We start from the raw sequence: 18,760 nt of genomic DNA, 5'->3' as shown, positions 1-18,760 counted from the left end.
TTTTCCATTTTAAAACTCATCTATGACGTATTAAATATCGCTACTGCTAAAAGGTTCAGCCATACCTACAACAACTTGGCGCGAACCAACGAAAGGTGTTCTTCCGTGAGCTGTTAACATATTGTCGAGCATCAAAATATCTGCGGATTGCCAAGGAAACATCACCGTTTCTTGGCGATAAGCAGAACGAATTTCCTCTAAAACTTCGGGTTCAATGGGAGAACCATCCCCGTAATAAGTGTTGTAGGGAAGCTCAATTTCTGAAAAGGCTGACAATGCTTGGCGAATTTTTGCTTCTAGCGTTGATACGTGAAAGAAAGCTGCATGATTAAACCAAACCGCTTCGCCAGTTTTCGGATGGTTAACTACCGCCGGACGAATTTGGCGAGTTCGCAGCTTGTCGCCTTCTTTCCACTCCATCTCAATGCCGTTCTCATGACAGTATGCTTCGACAACAGTTTTATCTAAAGTCTGAAACGCTTTTTGCCAGGGAAGTCCGAGTCCAGCGCCAAAGTTGCGAACGTACATCACTTGTGTTTGGAGAAAGCGATCGCGTATTTTAGGGGAAATGCGATCGCATACTTTCCGAATATCCGCTATTGGCGTTTCTCCACCTTGTTCCGCAGGCTTTACGCAGTGAAAGTAAACTTTTAAAGGCCAGGTATTAGCGTAGGAAAGTTCGCTGTGAAGAAAGATAGTTTGGTCGGCTGGATAGTCGGTGGAAGTATAAACATTGTCTTTCACCAGAGTCCGCGGCGACGAACCATCTTGATACGGTAAAAGTTTACCATCAGAAGTGGCTTTGACGAACTGCTCGAATACTTCAATCCCCTTAATTTTGAAGTTGCGGAAGAGTATTCCCCTGTACTTGAGAAGTTGAGTTTCTAGGAACGAACGATTATTCTGCGCCCAAGTAATTAAATCCAATCCGTCTACCATTGGTTCGATAACGAGCGGTAAAGGTTGGTTAGATTGTAGAGGTGCTGCTTTAATCAATTCATCCTCAGAGACAGTAATTGATTTTCTTTGGGCAGTTCCTACTTTTTTAAGGCTGAGTTTGGGCGATTCTGAGGGTTTCATTAGACTTCTTACAAAAGTGTGCTTTTTCCGTAGTACTGCCAGGAATTTAAATTCCTGGCTCATAGCCAAAGTCGGTTTAAAGCGACTAAATCTTGAATGTATTAGTCCGTTTTAATGGACTTCTGCTATTAGCTCGGAAATTGATTTCCGCGCGTTTCTATCCGTGCATTGCCTTGCGTTTGACTCGCTTTAACTTTTGCAGACTTGTCTGTGCTAGTTCTTTTTCTTGGGCGATTTGCTGTTGTTGTTCAGCTTGCGCGATCGCACTTGCAAGTTGTTCTAATCGAATGTCTGGTTGGGCCACGGCTTGTCGCAGAATAGCTTCTAAATTTCCGACGATTCGAGCAATGTTTGCGGCATCAAATAACTCGGTTTTGTACTCTAATGAGCCTCTTAAACCTGCGGCTGTCTCCGTTAACCCCAGCCTTAAGTCGTATCGCGCGATACCGCTGTAAAAGTCAACTGGACTAAGCGTTAATTTCGGCAGTTTCACATTTGGGATGGGGGCATTTTCCAGCGCAAACCAGACTTTAAATAAGGGAAATTCACTTTGTTTGCGATTGGGTTGTAGCGCTTCTACTAGCTTCTCAAAGGGCAAATTTTGGTGAGCATAAGCGCCTAAAGTGACTTCGCGCACTCGTGCTAATAATTCTCGAAAACTGGGATTTCCAGATAAATCAGTGCGAAGAACTAAAGTGTTGACAAAGAATCCAATTAGTGGCTCTAGTTCAACGCGATCGCGATTGGCAATCGGGGAGCCGATGAGGATATCTTGCTGTCCCGTGTAGGCATAGAGCAAGGTTTTAAACGCCGCCGAAAGCGTCATAAATAAGGTAGCTCCTTCCCGCTGACTAAAAGCTTGAATTGCATCGCTCAAATCTTTGGGGAAAGCCAAATAATGGATGGCACCTCGATTTGACTGAACGGCGGATCTAGAGCGATCGCTTGGGAGTTCTAAAACTGGTAAATTACCGCCTAACTGCTGGTTCCAATAACTTAAATGTTTTTCCAGCACCTCTCCCTGGAGATATTGCCCCTGCCAAACCGCAAAATCGGCGTATTGAATCGGTAATTCAGGCAGCAAAGAAATTTCCCCAGTCGTAAAAGCTTTGTAGAGTTCAGTCACTTCTTGCAACATCACTCCAATTGACCACAAATCAAAGATGATATGGTGCAGGATGAGAACTAAAATATGTTCTTCCTCACCGAGTTGCAGCAGTTGAATCCGAAACAGCGGTGCTTGAGTTAAATCGAAGGGCTTTAATGCTTCTTGGGAAATTAGTTGTTGAATTTTTCCTTCTCGCTCCGCCTCTGGAAACGCTTGAACATCGATAACAGGAAATGTCACTGTCAGAGTAGGAGCAATTTCTTGAATCGGTTGCCCTTCCATCACGAAACGGGTACGAAATATTTCGTGTCGCCGCACAATTTCGTTAAAGCTTTGCTCTAGCGCTGCAACGTCCAATTGCCCTACCAGGCGAACTGGTGCAGGAATATTATAGTCAGGCGAACCGGGTTCTAGGTTATCGAGAAACCACAGTCTTTGTTGAGCAAAAGATAGTGGTAGTGGCTGATTGCGGGAAACACGCGGAATGGAACTAGAATCTATTTGTTTTGCTTGCTGAGTTGAGGAAATTACTTCAGCTAATTCTGCAACAGTTGGTGATTCAAATAAAGTCCGTAGCGGTAATTCGACTTGGAAAGTTTCCCGCAGCCGGGAAGTTACTTGCATGGCGAGTAACGAGTGACCGCCTAATTCAAAGAAGTTATCAGAGGAACCTACCTGCTGTAGATTTAGAATTTGGGCATAAATATTGGCAACTGCTTGCTCAATGGGTGTACGCGGCGCAACAAAAGTTTTTTCCAAATCTGGGCGAATTTGGCTAAGAGTAATGAGCGATCGCCTATCGATTTTACCATTCTGATTTAGGGGAAATTCATCCAGCAGGATAAAGTTAGAAGGCACCATATATTCCGGCAACTTTTCCTGTAGATAATCGCGCAATTGAGGAACCAATTCACGAGTTAGTTTTCCTTGCAGCGGATTATTCGCATAGTTTCTCCAAGGTTTTAGTTTGCCACTTGTTTCCAAGAATGCTGGTAATTTGTCTGGAGATGCCAAGGTTTTATGCACAAATACTGCATCGTAATGATCGCCAGAATAATTAAGCTGAATGCAGTAAGATAAGTCTTGACCTAGAGCTAGAATCTCTTCAGATTCAATCCCATCTTCTGTATTGCTTTCTTGCAGTGATTTTCGCAAATCGGCAACAGTTTCTCCTCCATCATTTTCAGCTAGCAATTCTAAAGTTTTCATCTCAGATAGCAGACGCGCATTAGGAATTCCCGTGATTCCCAAAATCTCTGGGTTGGTTTCTTCCAGTAACTGACGAATACCAAGAGTCGGATTTTGCTTCTGCCAATTTAGCCAAGGGAAATCTTGCAAACAATCGACTTCAGCACCGACTCGAAGAATCACATCGTAGCGAAACTTGGTCAATTCATTCTGGTATTTACCTGGTTTGGGTTGAATTTGGACGTGACTAATTTTGGAAAATTCATGCTTCAGTGCCCTGAAAAATTCCGGATCGATAATTAGTTCCTGCTCTTGTTGCAAGCGTTTTTGGATGCGCTGCCGTAATTCAGTTATAGAAAGGTTAGAGGGAGCTTGATGCAGTTGTACAGAAGTATGGAAAGCTTCTAATAGCGGCAAACTACGCACATCCCCAATGAAGATAGAACCACCTGGTTTCACAGCATTTACAGCGCCTTCCAAGACGCGCAACAGATAGTCAGTGCTGGGGAAATACTGAATCACGGAGTTAATAATCACCACGTCGAAGGCACCCGCTTCTATTCCCTCAAAGTTATCTGCCAGTCGTCTATCTAGCGTTACTTGGGGCAGGTTTTGCGTTGTTAATTGCTGCTGAATATAGTCAAGTGCAGATTGAGAGAAGTCGGTGCCCAAGTAATGGGAACAATGAGGCGCAATGGGGAACAAAAGTAGACCAGAACCACAACCAATTTCAAGAATGCGAGAGGGTTTTAAGGCGAGAATTTGCTCAACAGTGCTGTCAACCAAAATCCGCATTTCTTCGGCGGGAATTGGTAAGCCTGTATAGCTACTATTCCAACCACTAATATTCAAAGTATCTTCCTGAATATTGGAATTTTGGTGATAAGTCTTTTCAAAGACTGTTTTCCATTCCGATACCTGCTCAGAATGCCATTGTGTTTCTGGCAATTTATCTGAATCTTGAGGAAGTTGTTTTGTTGTCAAATAAGCAACGAGGCGGTGAGTATTCAGGTCGTCCTCTTGAGCTAAGACAACGGTTTGCTCAATGGCTGGATGTTTAGCCAATACAGCCTCAATTTCCCCTAATTCGATGCGGAAGCCGCGAATTTTCACTTGATGGTCAATTCGACCTAAAAACTCTAGGTTGCCGTCAGGAAGATAACGAACTAAATCTCCTGTTTTATAGAGGCGGAACCTCTCCCCCAACTCCTCCCCTAGTAGGAGAGGGGCGTCAGGCTCCCCCTTCCCTCGTAGGGAAGGGGGCAGGGGGGTTAGGTTTTGATTAAACGGGTTGACAATAAACTTTTCGGCTGTCAGTTCTGGACGATTGAGATAACCTCGCGCCAGTCCTGCACCGCCAAGATAGAGTTCGCCAGCAACGCCAATGGGGACAGGTTGTAGAGAGTTATCTAATACATAGGTTTGTGTATTGGCAATCGGGCGACCAATCGGCGGATTTGACTGGCTACCGCGTTCGATTAAGGCGTATGTTGAATAGGTGGTATCTTCCGAAGGCCCGTAGAGATTAAATACCTGCTGGATGTGGTTTAGCTGATAGAGTTGCTGCACCAGATTATTTGGCAGGGGTTCGCCTGCGAGATTAATGGTGCGGACTGAAGCAGGGATGGCGTTATCTCGGAGTAAGGAAGCGATCGCACTGGGCACAGTATTGATTAACGTCACCCGATCCGCCACTGGTAAAGTCGGCAAATACAAGGCGTTTTCAGCCAGAATGACCGTACCACCGCAGCTTAAGGGCACAAACAATTCAAAAACTGACAAGTCGAAGCAGATAGAAGTAGAAGCCAAAACCCCTGCCATATCCGCTGGTGTAAACACTGTTTTCGCCCAATCAATTAGCGCCACAGTGTTGTAATGTGCGATCGCAACCCCTTTCGGTTTGCCAGTAGAACCAGAAGTATAAATGATGTAGGCGAGGTTATCTGCGGTTGTCGTTTCTTGAGCCTGATTTTCCGAGTTTTGTTGTGCAACCAGTTGCCAATCGGTATCCAGGCAGACAACCTTAGCATTATGGTTTGGAAGACTCTCAATGAGTTGCTGTTGCGTCAACAAGACGGATGCTTGCGTATCCTCTAACATGAACGCTAAGCGTTCTTGGGGATACTTGGGATCTAGCGGCACATAAGCACCACCCGCTTTGAGAATACCCAAAAGTCCAATCACCATTTCCAAAGAGCGTTCCATGCAAATGCCAACGAGAACTTCGGGTTTCACTCCGAGTTTTTGCAGGTGATGCGCTAATTGATTCGCTCGACTATTGAGTTCGGTATAAGTTAGCTGTTGGTTATCAAAAATTACCGCAATCGCATCCGGTGTTTGTTCTACCTGTTTTTCAAACAACTGATGAATGCACTGCCCCATCTGGGATTTAGTCGGGTAGCAATACTCTTGGGTTAACCTCTCCCCCTGCCCCTCTCCTGCAAGGAGAGGGGCGTCATGCACCCCCTTCCCTCGCAGGGAAGGGGGTTGGGGGGTTAGGTCTGTCGAATAATATTGAGTTTGATTAAACTCCACCAACAACTGATACCGTTCTGCGGCGGTCAAAATTGGTAAGTCGCCAAGACGCTGATTAGGATTAGCGGCAATACTTTCCAACAATGTTTGGAAATGTCCCAACATCCGGCTAATTGTGGCGGTATCAAAACGGGAGCGATCGCATAGAATCCTGATCGACAATTCCGCTCCCGTTCCTGCCATGATGGTTAGGGGATAGTTTGTCTTTTCAAAAATCCGCAAATTGTCTATCTTCAGGTTCCGATTCTCTTCCCATTGCTCAGGCTCGACGGGATAGTTTTCTAAGGTGACAATGCTCTCAAAGAAAGATACGTTGGCAGGAATTTCACTCCATCCCTGAATTTTGACAAGCGGACTGTACTCGTACTGACGCATTTCTGCTTGTTGAGCTTGAAAACGATTTAACCAAGGCAAAAGTTCGGCTTCGGGATTGACATCTACCCGCATCGGCAAGGTGTTGACAAACATCCCGACAATCGATTCCACCCCCACTAAATCGGTTGGACGCCCAGAAGAAATCGCCCCAAAAATTACATCCTGTTCGCCACTGTAGCGACTCAGCAGAATCGCCCAAGCGCCTTGCACTAAGGTGTTAATCGTTAAGCGATGCTGACGTGCTAAGGCTTCCAGAGCAGCGCTGACAGCCTGCGATAGCTTCATTTGCTGCTCGTTCTCGTTGTTTTCTAGACTCGCCTGATTGTGCATCCGGTCTAGTCCTAGAGGAGTCGGTGCGGTAAAGCCTTGCAGTGTCTTTCTCCAGAACGCTTCCGCTTTCGACAAATCTTGCTGCTGTAGCCAGGTAATGTATTCCCGGAACGGACGGGGGCGTTCCAGGTGTAATTCTTGACCTTGGCAGAAGGCTTGATAAAAGGCGTAAACTTCCTGAAATACCAGGGGACCCGACCAACCATCTAAAAGGATGTGGTGATGGCTCCAAACCACTTGATAGGTATCATTTGCCAACCGAATCAAGGCGAGACGCATCAGGGGGGCTTGGGAAAGGTCGAAATCGCGATCGCGATCTGCTTGCAAAAACATTTCTAACCGTTCTGCTTGCAACTCCTGCGAATGCCGCCAATCTTGTTCTTCCCAAATTACTTCAGCTTGGCGGTACACCACTTGATAAGGCTTTTCCAAATCTTGCCAAAAGAAGGCAGTCCGCAAAATCGGATGTCTGTCGATTACTTGTTGCCAAGCTTGCTTAAACGCGAGGGCATTAAAATCTCCTTGCACCGTCCAGCTATACTGCTCGAAATACATTGCCGATTTTGGGGCATACAGCGTATGAAACAGCAACCCCTGCTGCATCGGTGAAAGTTCGTAAATGTCTTCTAGATTTTCAACTTTCATGGCGGCTGCCTTTGGTAGATTGACTAATTTGGGCGAGCAACTTGTCAAAGTCGCTGGTACTAGCTTTAGCGGCGATAAAGTCTGAGGGAGTGTAGCCGCCTGCTTCTGGAGATTGACAGTGGGCAATAAGCGATCGCAGCGCCTCTATATATCCCTCAGCTAGTCGCTGCACCGTTTCCCGGCGATGTACCGATTCGCTAAAACTCCATTCCAGGCGCAGTTGACCGACTGCAACTAATCCATTAATTTCTAATAGATAGGCTCGGCTTCCTCTTGGGCTGTAAAGGTTTCCAGTAGATTCAGAGGCGATTTTAAATAGCGAGGATGACGGTAAACTTTGGTCGAATTGACCAAGATAGTTGAAAGTTACCTCCGCTTGAGGCAATGCTTTTAGTGCCAAGGCGACTTCTTCGCTGCTGAGGTAGCGCAACACACCATAGCCAAAGCCACGATTGGGAATCCGGCGGAGTTGTTCTTTAACTGCTTTTAAAGCTTCTCCGGGTTTGCAATTTTTACCCACATTCAGCAGCACGGGAAAGACTGAAGTAAACCAGCCTACAGTGCGTGATAAATCAATTGATTCTGAGAACGTTTCTCGTCCGTGTCCTTCCAGATCCACGAGAACCGAATCCATTCCCATCCATTGCGAAAAAGCTTGTCCCAAAGCGGTGAGTAACACATCATTTATTTGAGTGTTATAAACCTTGGGAACCTCTTGGAGTAGAGATTGAGTTTCTGCTTGGCTCAAGCTAACGGACACAGTTTGAGCCGTAGCCATTGTATTGATTCCGTTAGCATCTATTCCGTTAGCATCTATGGGTAAGCAAGAAATCGGTTTTTGCAATTCTGTCAGCCAATAATTTAGTTCTTGCTTTAATGCGGCTGAATTTGCATACTCTCGTAATTTTTCAGACCACTGTTTAAACGAAGTTGTTTTAGCTGAAAGTTGAATGAATTTGCCTTGACTGATTTGTTCGTAACTTGTCTGTAAATCTTCTAGTAGAACTCGCCAGGAAACACCATCAACCGCTAAGTGATGAATGATAATCAGCAAATGGTTCGGCTGATTGTTGCCAAGCTCAAATAAAGCAACTCGAATCAGCGACCCTTCAGATAAATTTAAGCTAGCTTGAAGTTCATTAGCCGTATCTTCAATCGCTTGTTTTTGCTGACTTTCTGGCAGGTTAGACAAATCTAGTTTGATAAATGGTATTACTTCATCAACATCAGCGTGAAACTGTTGCCAACCGGATACATCCTTAACAAAGCGCAATCGAAGGGCATCGTGATGTCTCAGTAATGCCTGTACCGACTTCTCCAACCAAGTAACATCCAATTTTTGCCTAGTTTCTAGCAAAACTGCCTGGTTCCAGTGGTGAGCATCAAGTAGATTTTGCTCAAAGAACCATTGTTGAATAGTTGTTAAAAATACCGTTCCAGTTACGATACCTTGTTCGGCTTCAATTGTCGTCTGCGTTGTACCTGCTACCGCCGCTAACTCTGCAATCGTCTGATATTGGAAAATTTGTTTTGGACTTAGCTGAAGTCCGGCATCACGGGCTTTAGAGATTATCTGAAGACTCAGGATAGAATCTCCACCTAACTCAAAGAAGTTATCGTGAATGCCAATTTTATCAATTCCCAGAGCCTGCGACCAAACTCTCGCCAGAACTTCTTCCCTTGTGGTTTGAGGTGCGGTGTAAGCGGCTTCAACTTGGGAACGAGTGGGATCTGGAACTGGAAGCGATCGCCTATCTAATTTACCATTAGGTGTTAGCGGTAAAGCCTCCAACACCACAAAAGCCGATGGCACCATATAATGCGGTAGCTTTTCCTTCAAAAAACTACGCAATTCTTTAATTAATTCTGAATCTTGTAGGGACGCACAGCCGTGCGTTTGTCCTAATTCAACATTATTAATATTGCTCACTATATAAGCAATCAAGCGTTGGTTTCCTGGTTCATGCTCGCCAGCTAAAACCACAGCCTCACGCACCGCAGGATGTTGACTTAACACCCCCTCAATTTCTCCTAGCTCAATCCGGTAGCCGCGAATTTTTACTTGATAGTCCATTCTGCCAATAAACTCAATATTCCCATCAGGCAGAAACCGCGCTAAATCTCCAGTTTTATAGAGACGGGACTCTGGCTCATTACAGATTTCTTGCCCCCCCTCTTTGCTTGCCGAGAGGGAGCTAGGGGGTGAGGTTATTACTCCAAACGGATTAAAAATAAACTTCTCTTGTGTCAACTCAGGACGGTTGAGATAACCCCGCGCCAAGCCAGCACCGCCAACATAAAGTTCGCCAGGAACGCCGATAGGTAGCGGCTGTAAATGGGAGTCTAAGATGTAAAGCTGAGTGTTGGTAAAGGGACGTCCAATTGGTACTAACTGCTCACTCGATAAACGAGCCGTTCCTTCAAAATAAGAACTATCAATCGTGGCTTCTGTCAAGCCAAAAGAGTTGATCAGTCTCGTCTGACTTCCACAAAATTGGCGGATTATTTCATACTCTCGTACATACCAACTATCAGAACCACAAACTAGCAGCCGCATAAAATCGAGACGTTTGTTGTTCTCCTCTACATATTGAACTAAGCTCCTCAAAACAGCCGGAACAAATTCCGCACAGTTAATTTTTTCCTGGAGCATCAACTCATAAAGCTTTGGCGGCTCTAGTAGGAATTCACGGGGACACAAAACTAACTTTCCACCAGAACATAAGGCGCGAACGAAGTCTCCTGTAAATACATCGAAGGAGAAATTCGCCATCTGAAGGTGACAACTTTGTGCAGCGCGAAGTTGATAAGTTTCTTCCCAAGCTAGATAGATACTAACCAGGCTGCTATGCTGAATCATCACTCCTTTCGCTTTGCCAGTAGAACCGGAGGTATAGATGATATATGCCAGGTTCTCGGCAGTCACTTTGGTAAGTGGATTCTTGGTACTATTTTGTGAAATTACCTCCCAGTCTGCATCGAGACACACAACTTTTGCTTTGTGTTGAGGCAGACTCTTTAACAGCAGATGTTGAGTTAGCAACACAGGCACTTGGGTATCTGACAACATGAAAGTCAAGCGCTCTGAAGGATAGGCAGGGTCTAGCGGTACATAAGCCCCACCCGCTTTGAGAATGCCTAAAATTCCGACAATCATCTCTAGGGAGCGTTCTACACAGATGCCTACCAAAACTTCTGGTTTTACCCCTAGCTTTTGCAAGTGATGCGCTAGTTGATTCGCCTTGGCATTGAGTTCTGTATAAGTTAGTTGTTGATTCTCAAATACAACGGCAACTGCATCTGGGGTCTTCTCTACCTGCGCTTCAAATAACTGATGAATACAGTGATTTTGAGGGTAATTCGCTTGGGTGTCATTCCAACCAACTAGCAACTGATGCTGTTCGGTTTCTGTCAGTAATAGCAAATGTGATAGGTGGAGATCGCAATCAGCAACAATACCTTCCAGCAAGGTTTGAAAATGCCCCACCATGCGAGTAATCGTGGTTGCGTCGAACAAATCGGTATTGTACTCAAACGAGCCAATCAGTTCTTCTCCTCGTTCGACCATATCCAGGCTCAAATCGAACTGTGCCGTCCCGCTGTCCACTTCCAAAGCAGTTAGAGTTAGTCCCGACGCTAGCTGCATCGCTGGCATAGGAGCGTTGTTAAGAGCAAACCACACTTGAAATAGGGGATTTTGGCTCAAATCCCGCTCTGGTTGCAGTTCTTCTACAAGCTTTTCAAACGGCAAATCCTGGTGAGCATAAGCACCTAAGGCTATTTTCTGAACGCGATTGAGTAACTCTCGGAAAGTGGGATTGCCACTGAGATCGGTTCGCAGCACCAAGGTATTGACAAACAACCCGATGAGTCCCTCAACTTCTGCTCGGTTGCGATTTGCGATCGCGCTCCCCACAATCAGGTCATCTTGGTTTGTGTAACGGTGTGCTAGCGTCTTGAATGCCGCCAGCATTGTCATAAACAAAGTCACACCCGTTTGCTGACTTAGAGATTTAAGCGCTGCTGTCAAGGTTTTGGATAGGACAAAAAATTGCTTTTTCCCTGTGTAAGACTGAATAGCAGGTCGAGGGCGATCGCTTGGCAGTTGTAGCACTGGCAAAGAACCACTCAATTGTTGTTTCCAGTAATTGAGCTGAGTTTCCAAAACTTTCCCCTGAAGCCAGTCACGCTGCCAAACAGCAAAGTCTGCATACTGAATTGGAAGTTCCGGAAGCGGTGAGGGGTTTCTATTAGAAAAGGCTTCGTAAAGTGCTGCCATTTCTTGCAGAAATACCCCCAAAGACCAACCATCGGAGATGATATGGTGCATGGTCAGTAGCAGCACATGATCTGCTTCATCTAGTCGTAGCAGCGTGACTCGCCACAGAGGAACTTTAGTTAAATCAAAAGGTTGTTGAATCTCTGCATTTGCTCTTGCATAAATCTCAGCTTCTCTCTCAGTTATTGGTAGCGCTGTTAAATCTACAATCGGCAAGTTTAGAGTTAAGCTGGCTCGGATAACTTGCACTGGCTGACCATCTTCAACCGCAAACGTCGTCCGCAAAGCTTCATGGCGTTGCACCATTTCCTTGAGACTTTGCTCTAAAGCAGCAATGTTCAGCTTCCCTGTAAGGCGGACAGCGGCAGGAATGTTGTAGAAAGGACTGCCTGGTTCAAATTGATCCAGAAACCACAATCTTGCTTGTGCAAAAGAAGTCGGAAGAACGAAAATATCGTCTTCTTGAATGTCTGTTTCTTGAATGTCTGTTGTAGCGTCCCAGGAAGAATGCAATGTCATCGTTTACTCTCCCTTTTTTGATTGATTATGGGAACCGCGTCGAGCCGTTCTGGAAATTGGCTGAATCGCCGTTTCTTGAGCATCAGCGTTACTCTCTTTGGTTTGTGAAATGCTTTCAGCAAGTCCAGCAATTGTTGGCAACTCAAATAGATTTCGCAAAGGAATTTCTACTTGAAATGTGCGACGCACCTTAGAAATCAGTTGAGTTGCGACTAAAGAGTTACCGCCTAACTCAAAGAAGTTGTCGTGAATGCCTACCCGCTCAAGGTCGAGAACTTCAACCCAAAGTTGCGCTAGCTTTTCTTCAACCGGATTCCGGGGAGCAATATACACAACTGCCGAAGAAGATAGATTTTCCGGTGCAGGTAATGCTCGACGCTCGATTTTGCCATTTGCAGTTAGAGGTAAAGCCTCTAAAAACATGAAAGCAGATGGCACCATATAACTCGGCAGTTTCTGCTTCAAGAAGTCGCGTAGATCGTGAATACTGGGTGCTTGTTCTTTTGGCACAATGTAAGCGACTAAATGCTTGTCACCAGGGTTATCTTCCCGCAGCAAAACTACCGTTTCTCGGATGGCTGGGTGCTGCATTAGCGCTGCTTCAATTTCTCCCAATTCGATGCGGAAACCCCGCAGTTTTACCTGATTGTCAATTCTGCCGAGAAACTCAATGTTGCCATCAGGTAGATAACGCGCTAAATCTCCAGTTTTGTATAGGCGACTCTCCCCCAATCCATCCCCTGCTAAGGAAGGGAACTGGGGGGTTAGGGTTTTAAACGGATTAAGAATAAACTTCTCTGCTGTCAAATCAGGACGATTGAGATAGCCTCGCGCTAAGCCAACGCCGCCGATGTGGAGTTCCCCAGGTACACCAACGGGGACAGGTTGCAGGTGCCGATCGAGGATATAAAGTTGAGTATTCGCGATCGCACGACCAATCGGAACGATAGGTAATTCGCTTTCCCGTTGACAAGTCCAATAAGTAACATCAATTGCCGCTTCCGTTGGACCATAAAGATTGTGTAATTGGGCGTCCAATCGCGCAAAGAAGCGTTGCTGAAGTTCGTAGGATAAAGCCTCACCACTGCAAATCACTCGTTTGAGACATTGACATTTTTGCACTTCCAACTCTTCTAGGAAAACCTGAAGCATTGGTGGCACAAAATGAATGGTAGTGATTTGCTCAACAGCAATCAGCTCCACTAAATAAGCGCTATCTTGATGTCCTCCTGGTTTAGCGACAACCAGACGAGAACCCGTTATCAAAGGCCAAAAGAATTCCCATACAGAAACATCAAAGCTGAAGGGAGTTTTCTGTAAAACTCGGTCAGTTTGTGTTAGTTGATAAGTATCTTGCATCCACAATAAGCGATTGCAGATACCCCGATGGGTATTCATTGCCCCTTTAGGAGTTCCTGTGGAACCAGAGGTATAAATAACGTAAGCTAAATTTTCTGCCGTCACCCTGCTAGAAGGATTTTCTAAGCTCTCTTGGGCAATACTTTCCCAATCGGCATCAAGGCATAAAACTTGAGCATTGTGTTTGGGAATATTTTCAACTAAATGCTGTTGAGTTAACAGCACGGTTACTTGAGAATCTGACAGCATGAAAGCTAGGCGCTCTTGGGGATAGGCTGGCGCAAGAGGAACATAAGCTCCACCCGCTTTCAGAATGCCAAGTAATCCCACCACCATTTCTAGGGAGCGTTCCATACAAATGCCAACCAAAACTTCTGGTTTTACCCCTAGTTTTTGCAAGTGATGCGCTACTTGGTTAGCTTGTTGATCTAACTCCTGATAAGTTAATTGTTTACCTTCAAAGACAACAGCAATATTTTCTGGTGTCTTCTCTACCTGAGCTTCAATCAGTTGCTGAAGACACGCATCTTTCGGGTAATCAACCTGAGTATTATTCCATTCTACGAGTAACTGATGCTGTTCTTGCTCAGAAAGCAGAGTGGATAACTCATAACGTGCCGAAGGTTGGCTTGCCATGACTTCAAGAGTCTTAGCGTAATATCCCCTAATCGCCTCTCTTTCTTCTTGAGAAAATGAGGCTTGATATTCCAGCTTGACTTGAACGCGATCGCTTATCGGATTCAAGACAAAATTAGCAATTAAAGCAAAATTTGTCTCTTCAAAGAACGCTGCGTCTAATATCTCAATGTTTTCCAACCCTAAAACGCTTTCATAAACATGAAAATGCGTAAAGTTAAAAGCTGTTTCAAAAAGCGATTCTCTACTTAGCTCTTTCTGCAACTCTGGCAGGGGATAGCGTCGGAAAGGTAGCAATTCCTGCTCAGAGGCAAAAGTTTCTTTTACCAAGTCTATCCAGGTTCCTCCTGGCAATTCTTGGCAAAATGGTAGTGTGTTCAAGAACAGTCCTAGAACCTTTTCACCATCTTTTTTTTCTAGTCTGCCATTGGAGACTAAGCCACTTAAAACTGCTGATTGACCGCTCAATAAACTTAATACTCTTAGATGTGCTGCAAGTAGAACAATTTTTAGGGGAACGCCTGCAAATTTAGCGAGTTGCTTTAAATTTGCGGAACTTTCAGAAGAAAGGAAAATTTCCTGCACGCAAGGTTTCTTTTGAGGCGTTTCTTCAGCGCTAGGAAACCAGCGAGGCAGTTTGGTAACGGTACTGTCTTTTAACTTTTCGCTCCAAAAGCGGCGACATTCTTCGGAAGCGATCGCTTGACGTTCTAAAGATACAAAATCTCGGAAGTTACTAACAGGTGATGGCGTTGCCAGAGCTTTTTCGCCTTTCAGCAAGGCAGAATACTGTTGAAACAACTCGGAGAATAAAGAAGCGACACTCCAGCCATCGAGAATAGCATGGTGGAAGCTGAGAGTGAGTTGAAATGTTGACTCACTACGGCGATGTACCTGGAATTTCAGAAGCGGGGGACAAGTCCAATCAAAGTTTCGGCTTTTTTCAATTTCCAACCAATTCGTGAGTGCTTCTGCTTGTTTGGTGTCACAAAGATGACGCCAATCTTCTACTTGCAGAGGAATTTTAACTGTGTGATGAATGAGTTGCAGGGGTTCCTTGAAGCTAGTTAAATCGAAGCTGGTGCGTAACACTGCATGACGACTGATTAAATGGTGAATCGCTGTTTGCAGTGCTTCGAGGTCAAAAGTTGCTTGTACCTGGAAGCTCGCAATGTCGTGATAAACTGCTGTTTCTGGGCTGTATTCGCTATGGAAGAGCATCCCCGCTTGCAATTTGGTGAGGGGATAGGCGTCCTCTATTTCATTGGGTAATTTTTGACGATCTGCTTCCGAAATGAGGCTAAAAGGTGCAACGGAAGCAGTCTTTTCAATTTCATTCGCTTCTAGATGTGGTGCGAGTTCAGAAATTGTCTGATATTGGAAGAGTTGTTGGAGAGAGAAGTTTAAGCCGCGATTTTGCACAAGCGATCGCACTTGTATACTCCGAATTGAATCTCCACCCAAAGCAAAGAAGTTGTCGTGGATGCCAACTTGCTCCAGGTTGAGAACTTCGCGCCAAACTTCCGCTAACACCTGCTCTGCGGGCGTTCTAGGTGCCACAAACGCATCGTCTAAGTTGGGTCTGGCTACCCCCGGAGATGGCAATCCTTGACGATCTACCTTGCCGTTGGGAGTGAGCGGTAAAGACTCCAAAGTCACAAAGGCAGATGGGATCGAATACTCTGGCAGTTTCTGTTGTAAGTAAGAGCGCAATTCGCTAACTGTGGGGACTGCTGCTGATTTAGGAACAACATAAGCCACCAATTTAGGTCCCGATTCATCTTCCCGAATTAGCACCACCACGTCTCGAATTTGGGGGTGCTGTGCTAACACCGACTCGATTTCTTCCAGTTCAATCCGAAAGCCTCTGAGCTTGATTTGGCGATCGCATCTTCCCAGATACTCAATCGTGCCATCAGTTCGGTAACGCGCCAAATCCCCCGTTTTATAAAGGCGCGACCTCTCCCCCAGCCCCTCTCCTGCTAGGAGAGGAGAGCCGGACTCCCCCTTCCCTCGCAGGGAAGGGGGTTGGGGGGTTAGGTCTTTAAACGGATTCGGAATAAACTTCTCTGCTGTCAGTTCTGGACGATTTAAATACCCTCGCGCCACTCCTGCACCGCCGATATGTAGCTCACCAATTACGCCAATCGGGACAGGTTGCAGATTCTTATCCAAAATATAAAGTTGCGTATTCGCAATCGGACGACCAATCGGAATCGATCCAGATTGATACTTGCCTAAAGGAACTTGATAAATGCAGCATCCCACAACAGTTTCTGTAGGCCCATATTCATTTACCAATACAGTATCCGGAGCAAATTTTTGCCAAAATTCAAGGCTTTGAGCTAAAAGATTTTCGCCGCCAATGATAAAGGCTTTAGTTTGACTCGCCGCTTCTTCTGGTGTTAACTGATGACGCAGCAAATCTAACTGAGCCGGGGTAATTTTAACTAAACTAAAGTCACTACCCTGCCGTAGCGCCATACTCAAAGCTTCGATACCCTGCACTTCAGACAGCAAGATTACCCGATTCCCCACTAATAAAGGTGAAAATAACCCGGTAATCGTCATATCGAAGCTCAGGGAAGAGTGAACTGGAGTGCCTTTCCCAGCTTCGACGGCGTAAGCTTGCGAACACCAACTTAAGTAATTAACCAGTCCTCGATGGGGAATCAAGGTTCCTTTTGGCTTACCTGTGGAACCGGAAGTATAGATGACGTAAGCGAGGTTATCGGCGTTAACTTCTCTGGCTGGACTGGCTATACTTTCTTGAGCAATGCAATCCCACTCTGCATCTAAACAAATAACTTTAGCGGTGTGGTGAGGTAGCTTTTCGACCAAATGCTGTTGAGTTAACAACACGGGCATCTGAGCGTCAGACAGCATGAAAGATAGGCGCTCTTGGGGATAGGAGGGGTCTAACGGCACATAAGCTCCCCCTGCCTTGAGAATGCCGATGAGTCCGACCATCATCTCCAAAGAGCGTTCTACACAGATGCCAACCAGAGATTCCGTTGTTATCCCCTGTTTTTGCAGATAATTCGCCAGTTGGTTCGCACGTTCATTTAATTGTTTGTAGGTGAGATGTTGCTCTTCAAATGCGAGGGCGTTCGCGGAGCGTGCGGTTAGCGCGATCGCATCCGGTGTTTTCTCGACCTGCTGTTCAAATAACTGATGAAAGCAGCTATCAGCGGGGTAATCAGTCTGAGTCTGATTCCACTCCACCAACAACTGATATTTTTCCGCCTCCGTCAATAACGGCAAGTCCGACAAACGGCAATCGGGATTCGCCACAATACCTTCCAGCAGCGTTTGAAAATGCCCCAGCATCCGAGTAATTGTGGCTTCATCAAACAAGTCAGTGTTGTACTCTAATGACCCTGTTAGTCCTTGTTCGGTATCCGTTATCTCTAGCGTCAAATCAAACTTGGCGGTGCCAGTTTCCACCTCCATAAGACTCAAACTCAGACCTGGTAACTGCAACACTGTTTTGGGGGCAGTGTGGAGGGCAAACATCACCTGGAACAGGGGTGTATAACTGCGATCGCGGCTTGGCTGTAGTTCCTCTACCAGCTTTTCAAAGGGCAGATCCTGGTGAGCATAGGCTTGTAGCGCCACTTCGCGCACCCTCGCCAGCAATTCTCGAAAACTCATGTTTTCAGACAGCAGTGTGCGTAAAACCAGCGTGTTGACAAAGAACCCAATCAGAGGCTCGATTTCCTTTTGGGTGCGATTGGTCATGGGAGTGCCAATCGAGATATCTTGCTGCCCCGTATAGCGGTAAAGTTGCGTGTTAAAAGCCGCTAATAGCGTCATAAATAGCGTGCTTTCTGACTGCTGACTTAACGTTCTCAGCGATAAGGCAAGCGGTGGAGAAATGGTAAAAAATTGTCTAGCGCCCCTAAAAGTATTAACAGTTGGTCGCGGTCTATCTGTAGGGAGTTCCAGAATTGGGGAAGCACCCGTTAATTGCTGCTTCCAGTAGTTAAGCTGAGTTTCTAGAACTTCTCCCACAAGCTGCTGTCGTTGCCATGCAGCAAAGTCGGCATACTGAATCGGAAGCTCAGGCAAAGGTGAGGGCTTGCCTTGACAAAAAGCTTCATATAATTCTGCCAATTCTTGAATAATCACACCGCGAGACCAACCATCAGAAACAATGTGGTGCATCGTGAATAGCATCAGGTGTTCTGTCTCACTCAGCTGCAACAGCTTCACTCGCAGCAGTGGTTCTTGTGATAGGTCAAAAGGTCGTTGCGCTTCCTCCTTTTTCACATCTTCTAATAACTGCTGCCGTTCGTTTTCAGGCAAATCCCGCAAATCAATTACGGGCAGATTTAACGCCAAATCTGAAAGCTTTCCCTGCACGGCTTGCCCCCCCATCGCTATAAAACGGGTTTGCAGAACTTCGTGACGCTGCCGAATTTGACTTAGGCTTTTTTCTAGTGCTTTTACATTCAAAAATCCGGTCAATCGTATAGCAATGGGAACATTGTAAATAGGGCTATCTGGCTCTAGCTGATGAAGAACCCACAGCCGTTGTTGATGAAAAGATAAAGGCAACGAGCTGGAATCTTTACGTTGAGAAATTCCTTGAGTTTTAACAGGACTCAAACCCTTTTGTTTAAGTCGTAGTTCTAGTAGCGCCCGTTGTTCCGGAGATAAAGCAGCAATTCTTTGAGAAATATTATTCATAATTAATCACCTAT

At 45.6% G+C, this 18,760-nt stretch carries 4 protein-coding genes; all 4 read right to left on the bottom strand.

Features of this window, described 5'->3' with window-relative positions; all coding sequences use genetic code 11:
• Nucleotides 1-30: 30 nt before the first annotated feature.
• Complete coding sequence (locus tag NC996_RS09335) at nt 31-1,080, bottom strand: TauD/TfdA family dioxygenase (RefSeq protein WP_190689759.1); 1,050 nt, start codon at nt 1,078-1,080, stop codon at nt 31-33.
• Between the two features lie 157 nt (nt 1,081-1,237).
• The gene (locus tag NC996_RS09330; protein ID WP_199303345.1) at nt 1,238-7,261 is read right to left on the bottom strand and encodes a non-ribosomal peptide synthetase; all 6,024 of its coding nucleotides are present in this window, start codon (nt 7,259-7,261) and stop codon (nt 1,238-1,240) included.
• Nucleotides 7,251-12,059 (bottom strand): non-ribosomal peptide synthetase, encoded by a 4,809-nt coding sequence (locus NC996_RS09325; RefSeq protein ID WP_190689757.1) that lies wholly within the window; start codon nt 12,057-12,059, stop codon nt 7,251-7,253. The genes NC996_RS09330 and NC996_RS09325 overlap by 11 nt, the downstream gene beginning before the upstream one ends.
• 3 nt (nt 12,060-12,062) lie before the next feature.
• Nucleotides 12,063-18,746 carry a non-ribosomal peptide synthetase gene (locus tag NC996_RS09320; protein WP_190689752.1) on the bottom strand — a complete coding sequence of 2,228 codons (6,684 nt, stop codon included), beginning with the start codon at nt 18,744-18,746 and terminating at the stop codon, nt 12,063-12,065.
• Nucleotides 18,747-18,760 lie beyond the last annotated feature (14 nt).

Source organism: Trichocoleus sp. ST-U2 (genome assembly GCF_039961875.1).
Taxonomy (GTDB): Bacteria; Cyanobacteriota; Cyanobacteriia; order Cyanobacteriales; family FACHB-T130; genus FACHB-T130.
The sequence above is the reverse complement of the archived record's forward strand: the minus strand, read 5'-3'. Positions and strand labels throughout refer to the sequence as shown.